The 17,793-nt window shown below is 63.5% G+C and carries 13 protein-coding genes; 9 read left to right on the forward strand and 4 right to left on the reverse strand.

The genetic code is table 11. The features are described 5' to 3' along the window. Positions 1-8: 8 nt before the first annotated feature. The 3 genes from LMA02_RS17575 to LMA02_RS17585 all read left to right on the forward strand — a co-directional run bounded on the left by LMA02_RS17575 (position 9) and on the right by LMA02_RS17585 (position 3,131). Positions 9-200 carry a CsbD family protein gene (locus tag LMA02_RS17575; protein WP_006749575.1) on the forward strand — a complete coding sequence of 64 codons (192 nt, stop codon included), beginning with the start codon at positions 9-11 and terminating at the stop codon, positions 198-200. Between the two features lie 412 nt (positions 201-612). Then, positions 613-1,764, forward strand: coding sequence for a branched-chain amino acid ABC transporter substrate-binding protein (locus tag LMA02_RS17580; protein ID WP_228908920.1), 1,152 nt, complete (start codon positions 613-615; stop codon positions 1,762-1,764). A 194-nt stretch (positions 1,765-1,958) separates the two neighbouring features. Then, positions 1,959-3,131 carry an NAD(P)/FAD-dependent oxidoreductase gene (locus LMA02_RS17585; protein WP_166721604.1) on the forward strand — a complete coding sequence of 391 codons (1,173 nt, stop codon included), beginning with the start codon at positions 1,959-1,961 and terminating at the stop codon, positions 3,129-3,131. 316 nt (positions 3,132-3,447) lie between these two features. On the opposite strand, the gene LMA02_RS17590 is transcribed toward LMA02_RS17585, so the two are convergent. Then, positions 3,448-3,732 carry a hypothetical protein gene (locus tag LMA02_RS17590; protein ID WP_228908921.1) on the reverse strand — a complete coding sequence of 95 codons (285 nt, stop codon included), beginning with the start codon at positions 3,730-3,732 and terminating at the stop codon, positions 3,448-3,450. A 122-nt stretch (positions 3,733-3,854) separates the two neighbouring features. After that, a complete protein-coding gene (locus LMA02_RS17595; protein WP_228908922.1) occupies positions 3,855-4,748 on the reverse strand; it encodes an NAD(P)/FAD-dependent oxidoreductase in 894 nt (297 codons plus the stop codon). Positions 4,749-5,030: 282 nt separating this feature from the next. Between LMA02_RS17595 and LMA02_RS17600 the strand changes: the two genes are divergently transcribed. The 4 genes from LMA02_RS17600 to LMA02_RS17615 all read left to right on the forward strand — a co-directional run bounded on the left by LMA02_RS17600 (position 5,031) and on the right by LMA02_RS17615 (position 8,740). Next, positions 5,031-5,678, forward strand: coding sequence for a TetR/AcrR family transcriptional regulator (locus LMA02_RS17600; protein WP_228908923.1), 648 nt, complete (start codon positions 5,031-5,033; stop codon positions 5,676-5,678). Positions 5,679-5,712: 34 nt separating this feature from the next. Continuing rightward, a complete protein-coding gene (locus LMA02_RS17605) occupies positions 5,713-6,576 on the forward strand; it encodes a class I SAM-dependent methyltransferase (RefSeq protein WP_228908924.1) in 864 nt (287 codons plus the stop codon). Between the two features lie 737 nt (positions 6,577-7,313). Next, positions 7,314-7,892 (forward strand): DUF4337 domain-containing protein, encoded by a 579-nt coding sequence (locus LMA02_RS17610; RefSeq protein ID WP_105831672.1) that lies wholly within the window; start codon positions 7,314-7,316, stop codon positions 7,890-7,892. A 245-nt stretch (positions 7,893-8,137) separates the two neighbouring features. Beyond that, positions 8,138-8,740 carry a J domain-containing protein gene (locus LMA02_RS17615; protein WP_228908925.1) on the forward strand — a complete coding sequence of 201 codons (603 nt, stop codon included), beginning with the start codon at positions 8,138-8,140 and terminating at the stop codon, positions 8,738-8,740. A gap of 292 nt (positions 8,741-9,032) precedes the next feature. Here LMA02_RS17615 and LMA02_RS17620 read toward each other — a convergent pair whose 3' ends face one another. After that, a complete protein-coding gene (locus LMA02_RS17620; protein WP_228908926.1) occupies positions 9,033-9,734 on the reverse strand; it encodes a formylglycine-generating enzyme family protein in 702 nt (233 codons plus the stop codon). 565 nt (positions 9,735-10,299) lie between these two features. Continuing rightward, on the reverse strand, positions 10,300-11,739 hold the full coding sequence (locus tag LMA02_RS17625; protein ID WP_228908927.1) for a winged helix-turn-helix domain-containing protein: 1,440 nt from the start codon (positions 11,737-11,739) through the stop codon (positions 10,300-10,302). A 351-nt stretch (positions 11,740-12,090) separates the two neighbouring features. On the opposite strand from LMA02_RS17625, the gene LMA02_RS17630 reads away from it, so the two are divergent. Beyond that, positions 12,091-12,771: a response regulator transcription factor gene (locus LMA02_RS17630; RefSeq protein WP_012363588.1), complete on the forward strand. Its 681-nt coding sequence runs from the start codon at positions 12,091-12,093 to the stop codon at positions 12,769-12,771. 27 nt (positions 12,772-12,798) lie between these two features. Next, positions 12,799-17,793 (forward strand): AAA family ATPase, encoded by a 4,995-nt coding sequence (locus LMA02_RS17635; protein WP_228908928.1) that lies wholly within the window; start codon positions 12,799-12,801, stop codon positions 17,791-17,793.

Genomic DNA, 17,793 nt, shown 5'->3' on the forward strand with positions numbered 1-17,793 from the left:
AGACGACCATGGACAGGAATCGCATCGAAGGCAAGCTCAAACAACTGAAGGGTTCGGTCAAGGAAGCACTCGGCAAGGTGACGGGCGACCGCGAGACGGAGGCGGAAGGCGTGGCGGAACAGCAGGCCGGCAAGATCCAGGAGAAGGCCGGCGAAGCGGCCGACGAGGTGCGCCGTCATACGGGCACCGACCGGCATTGAGCGCCGTTGACCCATCGCGCGAGGCGTCGACGCTGCATGACGCAGCGATGATGCTCGATCGGCATCACCCCGCGCAGCCTTGATCCGAAGGCTCTTGCGCGCGTCCGGCCCGATGTTTCTCCTTCCCGGCCCGCCGTCGCGCGGGCCGGCGCCGTCGACACGCATGGAACTTGATGACAATTCCTCACAACATAGTTCCGATATTTCGTTTGCTGCACGCGTATTGGCTACCCACAATCGGTTCACCTCTTTCGCGCTGACAGGTTCTTCGGAGACGGAACCGCGGTGATCGACCGGCAGGCGACGCGCCTTTGGCGCAGCCCCGGCGACAGCAGAATTCACCGGCACGCGGGAGGTCGCCGCCGCGCGATGGTCGCGCGGCGCACCCGACCCATACAAGAAGGATTGGCCGATGACGTTCCGCATTCGTTCGCTTTCCGGCATTGCCCTGACCGCCGCACTCCTCGCGTTCCAGACGGGCGCGGCCCACGCGCAGGAGACGGTCATCAAGGTCGGCGTGGCCGTGCCGCTGACCGGCGGCGGCGCCGCCTACGGCAAGGACATCGAGAACGGCGTGCGCATGGCCGTCGACGAGGCGAACGCCGCGCATACGACGATCGGCGGCAAGCCGGTGAAGTTCGTCGTCGCGTCGCAGGACGACCAGAGCGATCCGCGCATCGGCGTACAGGCTGCGCAGCAACTGACCGATGCGCAAGTGGCTGTCGTGATCGGCCACTTCAATTCGGGCACGACGCTGCCCGCGTCGAAGATCTACGCGAAGGCAGGCATTCCGATGATCACGCCGTCGGCGACCAATCCCGACATCACGCGCGCCGGGCTCGGCACCGTGTACCGCGTGATCGCCACCGACGCGCAGAACGCCGGCAACGCCGGCGCCTATGCGGCGAGCGTGACCAAGGCGAAGCGCATCGCGATCATCGACGACCGCACCGCGTTCGGCCAGGGCGAAGCCGACGAGTTCGAGAAGGCCGCGAAGGCGAACGGCGGCACGATCGTCGCGCGCGAATTCACGAACGACAAGGCCGTCGACTTCAGCGCGCAGCTCACGAAGATCAAGAGCACGAACGCCGACCTGGTGTTCTTCGGCGGCCTCGACGCGCAGTCCGCGATGCTCGTCAAGCGCATGCGCCAGCTCGGTATCCGCGCGCAGTTCCTGGCGGGCGGCGGCGTGATGAACGCGAACTTCATCAAGCTCGCCGGCAACGCGGCCGAAGGCGCGTCCGTGTGGGAGTACGGTCAGCCGCTGTCGCGTCTCGCGAAGGGCAAGCAGTTCGAAACGAAATTCAAGCAGAAGTACGGCGTCGACATGCTCGCGTATGCGCCGTTCGCGTACGACGCGACGTGGATCGCGATCAACGCGATGCAGAAGGCGAACTCGACGAAGCCGGGCGATTTCAACGGCGCGCTGAAGGGCACGCGCTACGACGGCATCACCGGCACGATCGCGTTCACGAACACGGGCGATCTGAAGAACCCGAGCTCGACGCTGTATGAAGTGAAGAACGCCGCGTGGCAGCCGGTCACCACGCAAACGGCGGACTGAATACCTGAACGCGCGCGGACTTTCGCGGCGACGCCGGACGTGCTGAAATATCCAGGGCGATCGAATGCGATCGCCGCGCATGTCGGGGCGATTCGCCGGGTGGTCCGCACGCACGGCGCCGCGCGTGACGCGGCACGAACAACCTACGGGCGCGGCCGGCTGGCCGCGCCTTTCACGTGCAACTGGAGTCAGTCGTGAGTTCTCAAGTCGTCATCGTCGGCGGTGGTGTGATCGGCAGCTCGATCGCCTATTTTCTGCGCGCTACCGATCCGACGGTGTCCGTGACCGTCATCGAACGCGATCCGACCTATGCGAGGTCGTCGTCGGCGCTGTCGGCCGCATCGATTCGCCAGCAGTTCTCGACGCCGCTGTCGATCGAGATGTCGCTGTTCGGGATCGACTTCCTGCGCACGATCGGCGAGCGGCTCGAGGTCGACGGCACGCGGCCGTCGATCGATCTGCATGAAGGCGGCTACCTGTTCCTCGCGACGCCGGCAGGCGATGCGACGCTGCGCGAGAATCATGCGCTGCAGACGAAGCTTGGCGCCGATATCCGCTTGATGGATCGCGATGCGCTGCGCGCGAAGTTTCCGTGGCTGAACGTCGACGATCTCGTGTCGGGCGCTTATGGCGTCAGCGGCGAAGGGTGGTTCGACGGCTACGGGCTCGTGCAGGCGCTGCGCAAGAAGGCGCAGGCACTGGGCGCGCGCTACGTGCCGGCCGATGTGACCGGCGTCGTTCGCGACGGTCGCAAGGTGACGCATGTGATGACGAGCGACGGCGAGCGCTATGCATGCGACACGCTTGTCAACGCGGCGGGTGCGTGGACGCGCACGCTGTCGTCGATGATGGGCATCGACATTCCCGTGTATGCGCGGCGCCGCAGCATCTTCAACGTGTCGTCGCCGGCGCAGCTCACCGGTTGTCCGCTGCTGATCGATCCGACCGGCGTGTATTTCCGGCCGGAAGGGCGCACGTATATCTGCGGGACGTCGCCGAGCCCGGATCGCGATCCGGACGATCTGCCGCTCGACGAGGTCGATCACGACCTGTTCGACGAGGTGATCTGGCCGACGCTCGCGAATCGCGTGCCGGCGTTCGAAGCGCTGCGCGTGGAGAACTGCTGGTCCGGGTACTACGAGTACAACGTGTTCGATCACAATGCGATCATCGGGTATCACCCCGAGCTCGATAACGTCGTGTTCGCGAACGGCTATAGCGGGCACGGGCTGCAGCAGGGGCCCGCGACCGGGCGTGGGGTGAGTGAACTGATTCTGGGCGGGCGGTATGAATCGCTCGACCTGTCGTCGCTCGGCTGGGAGCGCGTGCTCGAAAACCGGCCGATCGTCGAAAAGAACGTCGTGTAGCGCGGCGTGACCGCCCGGTGTGGGGTGGGCGGGATTCTCCTTGTGTCTCAACCTGATTGGCCCGGCTTTGCCGGGCTTTTTTTGTTCTTCGGGGATTACGAGTGGGGGGCCGGGAGGCGGTCGGCATTCGGGCAGGAGCGGACGGTCGCTATTACGAATACTCGAAGAAGCTCAGTTGCACGCATGCGCTTCATGCCAACAGACCGGGTTCGGCCATCTCCGGCCGTTCGCGCGCGCTGCCGAGCGGGCATTTAGATGTCCTGTCCTATCTGCTTAGCGGACGCTCGCCACAGTGTTCAATTTGTCGCGTTGCCGATCATTGCGAACATCGCCCCGAAGAAGTCAATGTGACCGGCTCGACTGAAGGCTTCGTTTCAAGCTTGATCCGGGGGAATGCAACCGAAACTGCTAGCAAAAGCGATATCAGCGCGAGGCCTGACGCGACATAGACGAACGCCTTCACCCAATGCAGCGTGCTGTCGGGCAACTTTGCGCCCGTCCACACGAAGGCAAGCAACGCGCCATTGATGGCGACGAGAAAGCCGGCTATCGCGTTAAGTACCGTGATCCACTTCCGTGAAAACTCACTGGCGCCGCTCATGCTGCTCGCGAGGGCACATCCCAACGCCACCACATAGCTCCGTCGACTCGTCGCAGAAACGCTTGCTTCCCTCCTTTATCCGTCGGCCAAGAAAAAGATAAATTTGCGCTGGATCTGTGCTCTCAAACCAGCATCGACTGCTGGGCGAAGATGCCCGCCATCGCGCCCTGCGATGATGCCTGGGTGATCGAGGGCAAGAGGGGCGTGGCAAGGTCGCCGGCGGCGTAGATGCCGGGCATGCTGGTTTGGCGGCGCTCGTCGACCTTGAGGGCGATGCCGACGGGCGTATCCATTGTGGCGAGGCCCAGCGATTCATGCAGATTCGCGGACGGCTTGGTGCGCGGATGGGCGAACAGGACGTCGACCGCGACGTTGCGGCGGGTATCGAGATTGACGGTGGTGATATGGCCCTTGTGATGGGCGATCTCGACGATCCGACCATCGACGACAGGTATGTTGCGGCGCGCCAGATCGGCCTGGATATCGGGCGCAATGTCATGACCATCGGCGAAGACAGTCAACTTGTCAGTCCAATCGCGGAACAGCCTGACAGACTGGTGCGACTGCGGGCCGGACCAAACGAGGCCCCAATGCTGGCCGGCGACTTCAAAGCCGTCGCAATACGGGCAGGGCACGATGGACGTGCCCCAGCTTTCGGCAAAGCCCGGAACATCAGGCATCTGGTCGGCGACGCCATAGCTCAGGATCAGGCGGCGCGCCCTAAGGCTTTTGTTATCGTCAGTGACGACGCAGAAATCGTCGATGGCGCCAGACACGCTCTCGGCCCGGGCATCGACCAGCCGGATCGTTGGATAGCGCGCCAGCTGCTGGCGCGCCTCGACCAGGATGTCCAGCGGCGGCTTGTGATCGTGGCCGAGCAGGCCATGCGAGTGGCCGGCAAAGCGGTTGCGCGGCCGGCCGGTATCGAGAACGATGACCTTGCGGCGGGCACGGCCGAGCTGCAGGGCGGCGGCGAGGCCGGCAAAGCTGCCGCCGATGATGATGACGTCATTCATGGTGATCGGCTCCGGGTTGTGGATGGAGGGGGCTGGGCGTGGTGTGCAATATCGTCCGGCGATACGCGCTTGAGACGGTCAGCGAGCAGGGCTTCGGCATTGGCGAGAAAGTTGCCCATGGCTGTATTGACCGGCCGGACAATGCCGCATTCGATATCGCCGGGCGCCCCGGGGGAACCTGATTTGGACAACCGGTTGAAACCAACCCTTGGCTTGCACATTTAAGATACTGCATGGTATCGTAGTGCAAGAATTTGAATACTGTCAAGTACCGGAATTGTCGTGACCGAAAACAGCCAGGGCCGGCGCGGCCGGCCCGCCAACGAGGCGCTTCGCCAAACGATAGTCGACGCCGCCTGCGAACTCTTTGTGGAATTGGGTTTTCAAGCGACGACCATGGACAAGGTCGCCCAGCGGGCGAAGATATCCAAGCTGAGCATCTATCGGCACTTCGAGAACAAGGAGGCGCTGTTCAGCGCGGCCATGGCGGCCCACTGCCATCAGTTTGCACCACAGGCCCTTTTTGAAGGCGTCGACGGTTCGGCCGACGATCAGCTCATGGCGGTGGGATCATCCCTGCTTCGCACGCTGTTGAGCCCCGACGTCCGCAGTGTCGAAGCCATGGTGTTGGCCGACAAGACGAATCAAAAGTCGTTAAGCAAGCTCCATTACGAAGCCGGGCCCGCCCATGTCATCGCCCAAATCGAGGCCGTGTTGCGTCAGTTGCACGCGAAAGCGATTCTGAACGTACCCGATGCTCTCAGGTCCGCCCGCTTGTTTGCCGCGCTTTTCAAAGGATCCGATCTCCTGCTTATCGCGCGCTTCGATGAGGCGAGAGCAAGGGACGACAACGAAATCGAATCCTATTGCCGCTCGGCCGTCGCCATGTTCATCGCCGCACACGGTCGCAGCGACCACGCGGACGGGTAGTCTAGTTACGAACGGATTAGAACAAGGAGATGGCATGGCAGAGAAAAATGTTGATCAGGTAGCCGACTGGAATGGCCAAAGCGGGGAGCGCTGGGTCGCTTACCAGGCCCGGCTCGATGCCATGATGGCTGTGTTCGGCCAGGCCGCGATCGAAGCCGCCGCGCCCGCCACGGGCGAACGCGTGCTGGACGTCGGCTGCGGCGCGGGCGCGTCTAGTCTGGATCTGGCCGCCCGCGTCGGCGCGGGGGGCCAAGTGCTCGGCGTGGACATATCCGAACCGCTGATCCGCCGAGCGCGCGCGCTTGCGCCACAGGATGCGCCGGCGCTGTTCCGGGTGGCCGACGCCAGCAGCGCCGAGCTGCCCGAGGGCGCGTTCGACCTCCTGTTCTCGCGCTTCGGCGTGATGTTCTTTGACGATCCCACAGCGGCGTTCGCTCATATGCGCCGTGCGCTCAAGCCGGGCGCGCGAGTCGCTTTCGTCTGCTGGCGCGGCATGGCCGAGAACGATTGGGTGCGCTTGCCGATGGGCGCGATCAAGGGCATCGTCCCGCCGACGGCGCCGCCCGATCCCGAGGCGCCCGGCCCATTCTCGTTCGGCGACCGGGGGCGCGTGGCACGCATCCTGACGGCGGCCGGCTTCACCGATATCGCTATCGCGCCATTCGATGCTTCCATCCCATTCGGCGAGGGGGAGACGCGGGACGCAGCGATCGACGCCGCGGTAGAGATGACACTCGAGGTCGGCCCGCTGTCGCGCGTTCTCGCTGATCAGCCCGACGACATCCGGGCCCGCGCCTCGGCCGCGGTTCGAGCCGCCTTCGCGGGCCTCCCCGGCGAGCGGTCGATGATGATCGACGGCGCGGCGTGGATCGTCACGGCCCGCAATTCGGCAGGCTGACAGGGATTAACAGCGGAGACGCCCCCGCTCGGTGAAGCGGGGCGTCGGATTGGAGTCCCTTCTGGCTTGGAAGCCGCCATTAGCGAGCTCGTGGCTTTGATGGCATGACCTCCACTCGGACGGGAAACTTACTTCTTCATTGAAGTGGCATGCGAGCTTGATGGTTTCCGCAAAGGCGGCATTGGACAGCGCGCAAGCGACAAGGCTGATCACGATAGCTCTTGACATAGCTATCCCCGGCTTTGATTGACCGGAGTATAAATCGGCCATAGCGAACGGCCCTTGCGCCCCGGGTGCCTGCCGTTCGCGGTGCGGTGCAACGAGCGTCTGAGAAGGGTCGATCTGCGCCGATCGCGCGTTGCGGGGCGGCCGACCGCGTTCGGCCAGAAGGCGACTTTTGTTCGCGGCGCGGCCATGACAATCGGGCGCCAGTACCTCTCCGGAACCGGCCGTTCGAGCCGCCAGAACCCCGACGTCGTCTCAGGGTGGACTACTGCCGACTCACACTTGGGAGGCGGCAATTCATGCACAATGTCGAACCCTCGCCCTTTTGGCGGGAGTCGGCGTTCAAACAGCGTGAGGTTCCGCAGACGATTGTCCGTTCGTTCACACTTTCGCACGAACTGACTGCCCCAACTGAGCTGCGACCCAGCGATAGAGCCACCACTTTTGCTGCCCGCTCCTCACGTGCGTGGGAACCGCGTATAAGCCCTTCAACTCATGCGAACGTTCTTGTTATGCCAGAAGATTTCGAAGTTCACGGCCCGCACGATCATGCAGTAGAGCACCATGCGGCGCATGGAGAAGACCACGGAGCGGCGCGCATCGCCGTGATGACTGCTGTCCTGGCCTGCATCGGTGCGATTTCCGCATACCAGAGCGGTGCGGACGAGAATTTCGCGTTGCTGCACAAGAACGAGGCCGCGATCCAGAAAACCGAGGCAGCCAACCTGTGGGCCTATTACCAAGCGAAGGGCGAAAAGCAGAATCTAGCCGAGCTCGGTGCGGCCTTGAGCCAGGAAGCGTCGCCGCAAAGAAAGCGTTTCGAAGCAGACGCGGCGCGGTATCGCGAAGAGAAGGAGCCGATCCGCAATCGCGCCGAAGCGCTCGAGCAAGAAGTCGTGAAAAGCAATGCTGCGAGCGAGGAGCGGCTACACCGGCACCATCGATGGGCGCAGGCCACTACCATCATCCAGATTTCGATCGCGCTTGCTGCGATCACGATTCTCACGCGGCGGAAATGGATGCAACGCCTGTCGATGGGTGCTGCCGCGATCGGCGTCGTCTTGGCAGGGCTGGCGTTCTTCGGTGTGTAGCGGCCCGATGAGGGGCGTTTGTCGGCCATGAAGCGCCGTTCGCCTGCATGCACATTCGGACACTCGAGCGACCGCTCCAGTCGGCAAACGGCCGTTCCGATGAGAATGATTCAGATCCGTCATCTGCCAAAGCGCTCCTGACCTGCACTCAGGGTGTTCAGAACCCGGTGAATTCTCAACCCGTCGGATTGGCGCTGCGGCGACATGCTACGATCAACGCGATCCGACTTTCATCCTGACGCACAATGACGACAATGTATGAATTGCTCGGTGTGTGCGAGAACGCGACCAACGAGGAAATCAAGCGAGGCTACCGAAAGGCGGCGATGAAAGCGCATCCCGACCGCAACGTCGGGTGCGAAGCGGACGCGCATGCGCGATTTCAGGAGATCAAGGAGGCATACGCGATTCTCTCGGACCCGGAGCTGCGCCGCGTCTATGACACCGCTTACGCAGAGGAAATGCTCCGTCACGCACGGCTTCGCGAAGAAGAGGAGCGCTTGAACGCGGAGCGCGAAGCGGAATATGCGCGGTTCGTGGCATGGGCGATGCGCTTCGCCGAGCAAGGGCACAACCGCGACGTCGTGTTCGGTGTTCTGCTCGGCCGTGATTGCGATGTTCAACTCGCCGAGCGCATTGCCGGCAGCGTGGTCGAGTTGCATGCGTCGCGCCAGCCGGGCGCATCGCCGGACGGTGAGCGTGATGAGCAGATGCCGCAATGCGACGAGAGGGCGACACAGGCGGCATCGGCGCAGGCGTCAAAGAGCGACGCGCGAAGGAGTGGCGAACACGCGCATACGGACTTTTTCAGCGCTCTCTGGCACGGCGTGTTCGGGCTGCGCCGGTGAGCCTTGGCGTGTGACCAGTTCCGCGAACGCAGAACTCGACCGCGATCGGTGCCAATTTCGGGGGAGGTTTTTTTGATCGACTGCTTCATGAGTTGACGGCTAATTGGGCGGTATTCGGCCACTTTCGGTCGTTCAACCGCGCGCTCAGGCGGACGTTCGGATGTCCGTTGCGCCTTGGATAACGGTTGTTCCCTCGGTCGCGTCGCTACTTGATGGGCTTCAACAGCCCGCTGTCGGGCAAGCTCCAGATTCGTCCAGCACTGCTGGTCGACCAAGCCGGATGTGCTCGTGATTACCCATCACGAGCATCAAGCGATCGGGCAACCCGAAAGCCAAGATCATCGATTGCAAACGTCGGATGGCTACGACGTCGATTCGTCGCAAGGCAGCCTCGTTCGGCATCCGCCCATCCGCCGCCACGAAACACGCGATACGAACCATAGACTTCCGGGTCGTATAGATCGGCGCACCACTCCCAAACGTTTCCTAGCGTGTCGAAAAGCCCCCAATCATTTGCTTGCTTTTGACCCACCTCATGCGTGTGGCCCCCCGAGTTTTCTCTATACCAGGCTATATCGCCGAGTTTGCCGTATCTCGGACCATTTGTTCCGGCGCGGCAAGCGTACTCCCATTCAGCTTCGGTGGGCAGGCGATAGCCGTTACTTTCCGGGACAAGAGAAGCCCCCGTTCCATCGCCATGAAATTCATAACAGTCGAGAAGGCCGGCTGCCTTTGAAAGCATGTTGCAGAACCGGGTGGCATCAATCCAGGATACGTTGACTACTGGACATTGCGCGGCGACATGCGACGATGGCCATTGTCCGGTTACCGCAGCATATTGCGCCTGCGTGATGGGATAGCGGCCGATCAAAAAATGCGGCAGCTCGACAGACCATCTACGGCCAATTCTGTCGTCCCTCAATGCAATCGTTCCTGCGGGAACGCGTATCGTTTGTATATCGAGTGTTTCAGACAGATGTTCCGTTTTCCTCATGGCAATAGAAACTGCTTACAGCGACAAAGGCCTCCAACGCAGTATCTAACAGAGCTTACCTCGCCTTCACGGAAGCAGCATGAGGCGGGAGCGAGGTGCGCCAAAACGAAGGATGCGTTGGATCAAATGCGCGCGCGTTCGATAGCCCGGCGAAGCTGACGTCGCGCGAGCGACTGTTGTATGTTGAACGCCGTCATTGTCGTCGAGCTGGGGCGACGGGCCGAAGTGGGTCGGCATCCGCCAGTCGGCCGCCGCCCCGATGCCAACCGACCGGGTTCGGCCAAAAGCGGCCGCTCACCTCATATGATCGAATGACGCCTGTCTCGCAGGTAGCAGACTTTTCCTAATACCCCAAGGCGGCTAACCTCACACGGTAACGGGAAGCAGCGGGTGAGACGAGCAGGGGAAAAGTCGGGTGCTGGTCGTCGCTAGTTGCAGGCAACCCGATACGGTGCCCGGGAGAAAACGTTAGGACCACTCCGCTGGCGTGCAGCCCGGCCCGCCGGATCGGCAATGCTCGCATCCATTCAAAATTGCCGCTGAACTGTCACTTCGGATCCGTCGCTCACTGCAGGTAGCGGGCGCGCTGCTTTGCGACATTGCATGGTTCATTACCCGATCCAAGCGCAAGTGCGTACGTGCGAGCCGATTCCGAGAGACGGTAGCTTGCCGTGACACCGACGAAGCTCACGTCGAGGATCGACTTTTCGACCAGTTGAGCAATGCAGTCGAGCGCGGTCGTGCGGTCGACACTGTCGTCGCAAACGACGGAGTACGCCGAATCCAGCGTGAACGCATGGTCAAACCGTGCGATGCGACGAACGACGGCCTGTTCGTTGTGCGTGAGCCGCTGGAAACTCCAGTCAAATGCGGCGCGCAATGTTCGGTGTCGCGGTTGCGCCGTGCGATAACCGCCTGCGAGAAGCAGAAAGCGTTCTTCGAGACGCTGGTGCACCCCTTCGATACCCAACACGGACGCACGCCCGGCGGCGAGCTCGATCGCAAGAGGAAGCCCGTCGAGCCGGCGACAGATTTCAGCGACGAGCCTGAGTTGATGCTCGTCGTCAACTCGCACGCCGCATCGGCTTGCGCGCTCCAGGAACAGCTCGACGGCAGGCGACTGCATCAGCTTGTCGCGGCACGACTCGTCTGCCGGTAGCGCTAGCGGTTCGACGCGGAACACAGTCTCGGGCGCGATGCGAAGGCGCTCGCGGCTCGTGAGCAGCACGCGCAAGCCATGCCATTGGCCGATCAGCCGTTCCACGAGGTCCGCCACCTCGTCAACGATGTGCTCTGCATTGTCCAGTACGAGCAGTGTACCGGCGGGCCGCGAGGGCGCGGGCCCGATCTGCGAGACGGCCGCGAGCGATCCCGCTTCCTCGAGGTCGATGAATACGACATCTGACGTGCCGGCGGCGGTCGTGCGGTGCGCATGTTCAATGGCGAGGCAAGTCTTGCCGACGCCACCTGGCCCCGTCAGCGTGACCACGCGGCTGAGCGCAAAGCGACCCTCAATTTCATCAAGAGCCGTGGCGCGACCGAGCAGCGTTCTTCTGCCCGGCAATCGATGCCTCGGCGGGGTCATTGTATCCGCGTTGCGGAAGAGCGGCGCATGCCGCTCAGTCGGTACGTCGCGTCCGGGCTCCGCTGACATGCCGTGGAATACCTTGAATCGGTAGCCGCGCCCCGGTACGGTGTCGATCAGTTGACGATGGTCGCCGAGCGCTTTACGGACCGCGCTCAGATGCACATGGATGTTGTTTTCTTCGACGAACACACCGGGCCATACGGTGTCCATCAGTTCGTCCTTGGACACGATGCGCCCGGATGCAAGCACGATCACCGATAGAATGTCGAACGCGCGCGAGCCGAGCGGCACTTCGCGTCCCGCCTTGCACAGCGCACGCATGCCGAGGTTCAGTTCGAATTCCCCCAGCGCGATGACGGAATGCTCGGGGGTACTTCGATACTGCGGCCTGGCCGGCTGTTCCATCACCGTGTTCATAAGCATCGTCTGACAAAGTGTGAATGGGTTGCACCTGCCGGCGGGGCTCGGTGCGCGTGAGTTTCGCACCGTCATCTTATGAAGCGGCGGCTTTTCGGAGCGTTGCGATACCGTTAACGTTTGTTAATGTGCGCGGTCGGATGCCGCCGAGCCCCGCTGGCAAACGGCGGCAGGTAGCCCACGCGCGCCTTGATTAAAAAAATTTAATACGGCGCGGTCGCTTCATCTGTCCCGACGAGGCGATAATGAAAGGTCAGCGCGACGGTGCACTATTTCGCCCGACCTGCACACGTCGGCGGCCTTTCTGTCAGGTCGCACACGACGCGTGACCGACGGGCCGCGAATCCAGAAATGAAAATCCTCTTGGTCGAAGACAATCAGCAGGTGGCGGGCTTTCTGAAGAAAGGCCTGCTTGAAACCGGCCACGTCGTCGATTGGGCCGACAACGGCCGCGACGGCATGGCGCTCGCGATCGGGGAATCCTACGACGCGATCGTGCTCGACCGCATGCTGCCCGGCGGTATCGACGGACTCAAGATCGTCGCGGCGCTGCGCGCGGCGGGCAGCAAGGTTCCCGTGCTGATCCTCAGCGCACTCGACGAAGTCGACGAACGGATTCGCGGGCTGAAGGCGGGCGGCGACGATTACGTCGTCAAGCCATTTTCGTTCGGCGAGGTCGTTGCGCGGCTCGAAGCGCTCGCGCGGCGTTCGCAGGACAACGGCTTCGACACGAAGCTCAAGGTCGGCGATCTCTGCATCGACCTGCTGTCGCGGAAAGTAGCGCGCGCGGGCAATGCGATCCTGCTCAAGCCGCGCGAGTTTAAGCTGCTCGAATATCTGATGCGCCACGCAGAGCAGGTCGTCACCCGCACGATGCTGCTCGAAAACATCTGGGAATACCATTTCGATCCGCAAACGAACGTCATCGACGTGCACGTGAGCAAGCTGCGCCAGAAGATCGACACGGGCTTTGACCGCTCGCTGCTGCGGACCATCCGCAACGCGGGCTACATGCTCACTGCCGCCGACTGACCCAGAGCGTCTCGCGAGATAGGAATCATGATGCTGACGGGCTACGACGTAACGACATTGAGCGACGATGGTCAGTTCGTGCTGTCGCGCCTGACGAGCCCGGGGGCGTCGGACAGCTGGCTGACGGTCACGTTGTCGGCATCGCAGCCGCAGCCGGAAAGCCACGAGCGTCTGGAGCACGCGTATCAGTTGCGCGGCATGCTCGACGGCGCGCATGTCACGCGGCCTCACGCGCTGCTGCGCGACGAGCGCAACGCGACGCTCGTGCTCGAGGATCCGGGCGGCAGATCGCTTCGCGTGGCGCAAGCGGGGCCGTTGCCGATAGGCCTGTTCCTTACCCTTGCCGTCAACCTCGCGTCGGCGCTGCGCTCCCTGCACAGCCGCGGCCTCACGCACAACGACATCCGGCCGGGCAACATTCTCATCGACGATGCGACCCAGGCCATCGCGCTGACGGGTCTCGGCCTTGTCTCCCGTGCGCCGCGCGAGCGTCCGCGCGACGGCCCGCCCGCGATCGCCGTCGAAGCGCTTCCCTATCTGTCGCCCGAACGCACGGGGCTGATGAACCGCTGGTCTGACTCGCGTGCCGATCTGTACTCGCTCGGCGTCGTGTTGTACGAAATGATGACGGGGAAGTTGCCGTATCGGGCCGCTTCGGCGGCGGAATGGCTGCATTGCCATACGGCGCAAGTGCCCGTTCCAGTGGACGAATGCATCGACGGCGTGCCCGCGCAACTGAGCGCGATCGTTGCACGCCTGCTGTCGAAGGACGCCGCGCAGCGCTATCAGACCGCAGCAGGGCTCGAACACGATCTGCGGCGCTGTCTCGACGCATGGCGCACATCGGGCAACGTCGAGGCGTTCGCGTCGGGTGCCTCCGATGCGCCCGATCAGCTGCAACGGCCGTTTCGTCTTTATGGACGCCAGAAGCAGCAGCACAAGCTCGAAGCCGCGCTGGAGCGCGTCGTGCAGAGCGGCGAGACTGGCGTGGCGTTGGTGTCGGGCTATTCGGGCATCGGCAAATCGACGCTCGTGAGCGGGTTGCGCATGACGCCTGCTGCGTCACGCGGATGGTTCGCATCGGGCAAGTTCGAACGCTACAAGCGCGACATTCCGTACGCCACGCTCGCGCAGGCGTTCCAGACGCTGATCCGCGAGCTGATCGACGACGGCATGCGCACACACGCGGACCTGCGCCAGCGCCTGCACGATGCGCTCGGCGCGAACGGCCAGCTGATCGTCGATCTGATTCCCGAGCTGGAGGCGATCGTCGGGCCGCAGCCGCCCGTGCCCGAACTCGCGCCGCAGGAAGCACGCATGCGCTTTCTCGCCGTGTTCACGCGTTTCATCGCTGCGTTCCCGTGCGACGGCCAGCCGCTCGTGCTGTTTCTCGACGACCTGCAATGGAGCGACGCGGGCACGTTCAGCGTACTCGAACAGCTGTGCGGGCCGGGCGCGCGCAACGTGTTCGTGGTCGGCGCGTATCGCGACAACGAAGTGGGCGTCGCGCATCCGCTCAGACGCACAGTCGATCTGATCCGGCAGACGGGCACGCGCGTCGACGAAATCATGCTGACGCCGCTGCAACCTGACGACGTCGCGCATCTGATCGGCGACGCCCTAACGACCACGCGGCCCGAACTGGAGGGCCTGAGCCGTCTCGTGTTCGAGCGCACGGGCGGCAATCCGTTCTACGTCGTGCAGTTTCTGCAATTTCTCGCCGACGAGCGTTTCCTCGCGTTCGATCTCGACTGCCGCATCTGGACGTGGGACAACGAAAGGCTGCGCGAAGCGCGTTTCGCGGACACCATCGTCGATTTGATGGTCGGCAAGATCGAACGGTTGCCGCGCGGCACGCAGGCGTTGCTCGAACAGTTCGCGTGTCTGGGCGGCCGCGCGACGTCGCCGCTGCTCGCGCGCATCAGCGGCCTGGACGAGGCGCAGGTGGCCACGACCCTCGCCGATGGCGTCGAGGCCGGCCTGCTGTACAGCAGCCGCGAAGGCTATGCGTTCGTGCACGACCGCGTGCACGAGGCAGCGTATGAACTGATCCCGCCGCAGTTGCGTGCGCAGGCGCATCTGCGGATCGGCCGGATTCTCGCGGCGCAGCCGGCTACGGACGAAGCGCGCAGCATCTTCGAGATCGTCAACCAGTACAACCGCGTCATTCCTCTACTCGACGATCCCGCCGAACGCGCGCGGGTGGTGGACTTCAATCTCGAGGCGGGGCAGCGCGCACGCGCGTCGGCGGCGTACAGCTCGGCGCTCGCGTACCTGTCGACGGGCAGCGAACTGCTCGGCGAAGCAGGCTGGGACGCGGACTATGCCCGCAAATTCCAGCTGGAATGCCAGCTCGCCGAATGCGAGTTTCTGACGGGCGCCATGGAAAGCAGCGAACGACGGCTGTCGATGCTCGACACGCGCGCGCGCACGCTGGCCGACCGCGCGGCCGTCACGTTTCTGCGCGTCACGCTCTACACGGCGCTCGATCGGATGAACCTCGCGGTGCAGACCTGCCTCGACTATCTGCGGCATGTCGGCATCGACTGGAATCCGCATCCGGGCCGCGATGCGGCGCGCGAAGAATACGACACGCTGTTGCGGGGCATCGGCGGCGCGCCGATCGAAACGCTGGTCGATCTGCCCTTGCTCGACGATGCCGGACTGGCCGCGACGATGAACGTGCTGACGGCCGTGTTGCCGCCCGCGTTCTTCAGCGATGAAAACCTCGTGTGTCTCGTGCTGTGCCGGATGGCGAACCTGAGCCTGCTGCACGGCAACAGCGATGCGTCGTCGCTCGGCTATGCGTATCTCGGCATGGTCGCGGGTCCGCTGTTCGACGACTACGACGCCGGCTACCGCTTCGGCCAGCTCGGCCTCGCGCTCGTGGACAAGCGCGGGCTGGACCGTTTCAAGGCGCGCGTCTACATGTGCTTCGCGTATCACGTGACGCCGTGGACGCAGCCGATCCGTACCGGTTTGCCCTTGCTGCGCCGCGCGTTCGAAGTCGCGAGCGAAGGCGGGGACCTGACCTACATCGGCTTCAGCAGTTGCTGCACGGTCACGACGCTGATCGCCGCGGGCGAGCCGCTCGCGGAAGTCGAGCAGGAAGCGCAGCGTCGCCTGCAGATCGTTCAGGCCGCGAAGTTCGGCCTCATCGTCGACATCATCACCGCGCAACTCGCGCTGATTCAATCGTTGCGCGGCAACCTCGACGCGCATGACACGCTTCCCGATCGCTTCGATGACGCGGCGTTCGAGCAGCGCCTCGACGGCGATCCGAGTCTCGCGATCGCGGCGTGCTGGTACTGGATCCGCAAGCTGCAGGCGCGCTATCTGGCCGGCGATATCGAAGGCGCGATGCATGCGGATAGTAAGGCGTCGCCGTTGCTGTGGACATCGTCGGGTCATTTCGAAATCGCCGAGTATCAGTTCTTTGCGGGGCTCACGCGCGCAAGCTGGCACGACGGCGCGCCGGAAATCGCCAAGGCCGGGAATCTGGACAAGCTCGCCGCGGATCAGCGGCAGCTGGCGCTGTGGGCCGAGCACTGCCCGAGCAACTTCAGCAGCCGCGCGGCGTTGATGAGCGGCGAAATCGCTCGCATCGCGGGCCGCGAGTTCGAAGCGATGAACAGCTACGAAGAAGCGATCCGTCTCGCGCGCAAGCATGATTTCCCGCACGACGAAGCGCTCGCGCACGAGATTGCCGCGAAGTTCTATCTGGCGCGCGGCTTTACGACGACGGCGGCCGCGTATGTCCGCAACGCGCGCCGCGCGTGGTTGCGCTGGGGCGCGATCGCGCGCGTGAAGTCGCTCGATCGGCGTTATGCTGAGCTGCTGCGCGAGCCCGTCGAGCAGGCGCCGGCGCCCGGCGTCGTCGCCGAACAACTCGACGTCGATACCGTGGTGAAGGCGTCGCAGGCGATCTCCGGCGAACTGGTTCCCGAGCGTCTGATGCGCACGCTGATGACCATCATGCTCGAACATGCGGGCGCGCGGCGCGCGCTGCTCGTGCTGCCGCGCGCCGACGCGTTGTGGATCGAAGCAACCGCGGTGGCGGCGCGCGAAGGACCGGAAGTGCGCTTCGGCAGCAGACCGGTGAATGCGCAGGATCTGTCGAGCGCCGTGCTGCTCGAAAGCATTCGCACGCAACGCGCCTTGCTGATCGACGATGCATTCTCCGACCAGACCTGGTCGACCGACGAGCATTTCGCCGCGCAGCATTCGCGTTCGGTGCTGTCGCTGCCGCTCGTCAAGCAGTCGAAGCTGATCGGAGTGCTGTATCTGGAGAACGAACTCGCGCCGGGCGTGTTCACGCCCGCGCGTCTCGCCGTGCTCAGGCTGCTTGCGTCACAGGCGGCCGTGTCGCTCGAAAATGCGTCGCTCGAAGAGAAGCATGCCTTGCTCGCCGAGAAAGATGCGCTGCTGCATGAAGTGCATCATCGCGTGAAGAACAATCTGCAATTGATCAGCAGCCTGCTGAATCTTCAAGCGGAGCGCGTGACGGACAAGGCCGTTGCCGAACTGTTCGCCGACAGCCGCAATCGCGTGCGCTCGATGGCGATGGTGCACGAGAACCTGTATCGCGCGGGCAACTTCGCGCGCATCGCGATGACGGCGCACGTGAAGACGTTATGCGGTCATCTGGCACGCGTCTACGACATGGGGCGACTGGGCGTCGACCTGCAGATCGACGTCGACGACATTCAGCTCGACATGAACCGCGCGGTGTCGTGCGGTCTCGTCATCAACGAACTGGTGTCGAATGCGCTCAAGCATGCGTTTCCGGATCAGCGCGGCGGCGTGCTCAAGGTCGAACTCAAGGCGATCGACGACCAGCGATGCGCGTTGATCGTCGCCGACGACGGCGTCGGCCTCGCGCCCGACTTTTCGTTCGAACGCGATGAAACGCTCGGCTTGCGCCTCGTTCACGACCTCGTGCTGCAATTGCGCGGCCGCGTCGATATCGCGCAGCAGCACGGCACCACTTTCACCATTCATTTCAATGCAGCCGAACGTTGA

The organism is Burkholderia sp. B21-005 (genome assembly GCF_020843965.1).
GTDB lineage: Bacteria > Pseudomonadota > Gammaproteobacteria > Burkholderiales > Burkholderiaceae > Burkholderia > Burkholderia ambifaria.

What these genes read in the sequence shown, in the direction of transcription:
- LMA02_RS17575 (WP_006749575.1), top strand. Translation starts at nt 9, where the DNA reads ATGGACAGGAATCGCATCGAAGGCAAGCTCAAACAACTGAAGGGTTCG.
- LMA02_RS17580 (WP_228908920.1), top strand. Translation starts at nt 613, where the DNA reads ATGACGTTCCGCATTCGTTCGCTTTCCGGCATTGCCCTGACCGCCGCA.
- LMA02_RS17590 (WP_228908921.1), bottom strand. Translation starts at nt 3,732, where the DNA reads ATGAGCGGCGCCAGTGAGTTTTCACGGAAGTGGATCACGGTACTTAAC.
- LMA02_RS17595 (WP_228908922.1), bottom strand. Translation starts at nt 4,748, where the DNA reads ATGAATGACGTCATCATCATCGGCGGCAGCTTTGCCGGCCTCGCCGCC.
- LMA02_RS17605 (WP_228908924.1), top strand. Translation starts at nt 5,713, where the DNA reads ATGGCAGAGAAAAATGTTGATCAGGTAGCCGACTGGAATGGCCAAAGC.
- LMA02_RS17610 (WP_105831672.1), top strand. Translation starts at nt 7,314, where the DNA reads ATGCCAGAAGATTTCGAAGTTCACGGCCCGCACGATCATGCAGTAGAG.
- LMA02_RS17615 (WP_228908925.1), top strand. Translation starts at nt 8,138, where the DNA reads ATGACGACAATGTATGAATTGCTCGGTGTGTGCGAGAACGCGACCAAC.
- LMA02_RS17620 (WP_228908926.1), bottom strand. Translation starts at nt 9,734, where the DNA reads ATGAGGAAAACGGAACATCTGTCTGAAACACTCGATATACAAACGATA.
- LMA02_RS17625 (WP_228908927.1), bottom strand. Translation starts at nt 11,739, where the DNA reads ATGAACACGGTGATGGAACAGCCGGCCAGGCCGCAGTATCGAAGTACC.
- LMA02_RS17630 (WP_012363588.1), top strand. Translation starts at nt 12,091, where the DNA reads ATGAAAATCCTCTTGGTCGAAGACAATCAGCAGGTGGCGGGCTTTCTG.
- LMA02_RS17635 (WP_228908928.1), top strand. Translation starts at nt 12,799, where the DNA reads ATGATGCTGACGGGCTACGACGTAACGACATTGAGCGACGATGGTCAG.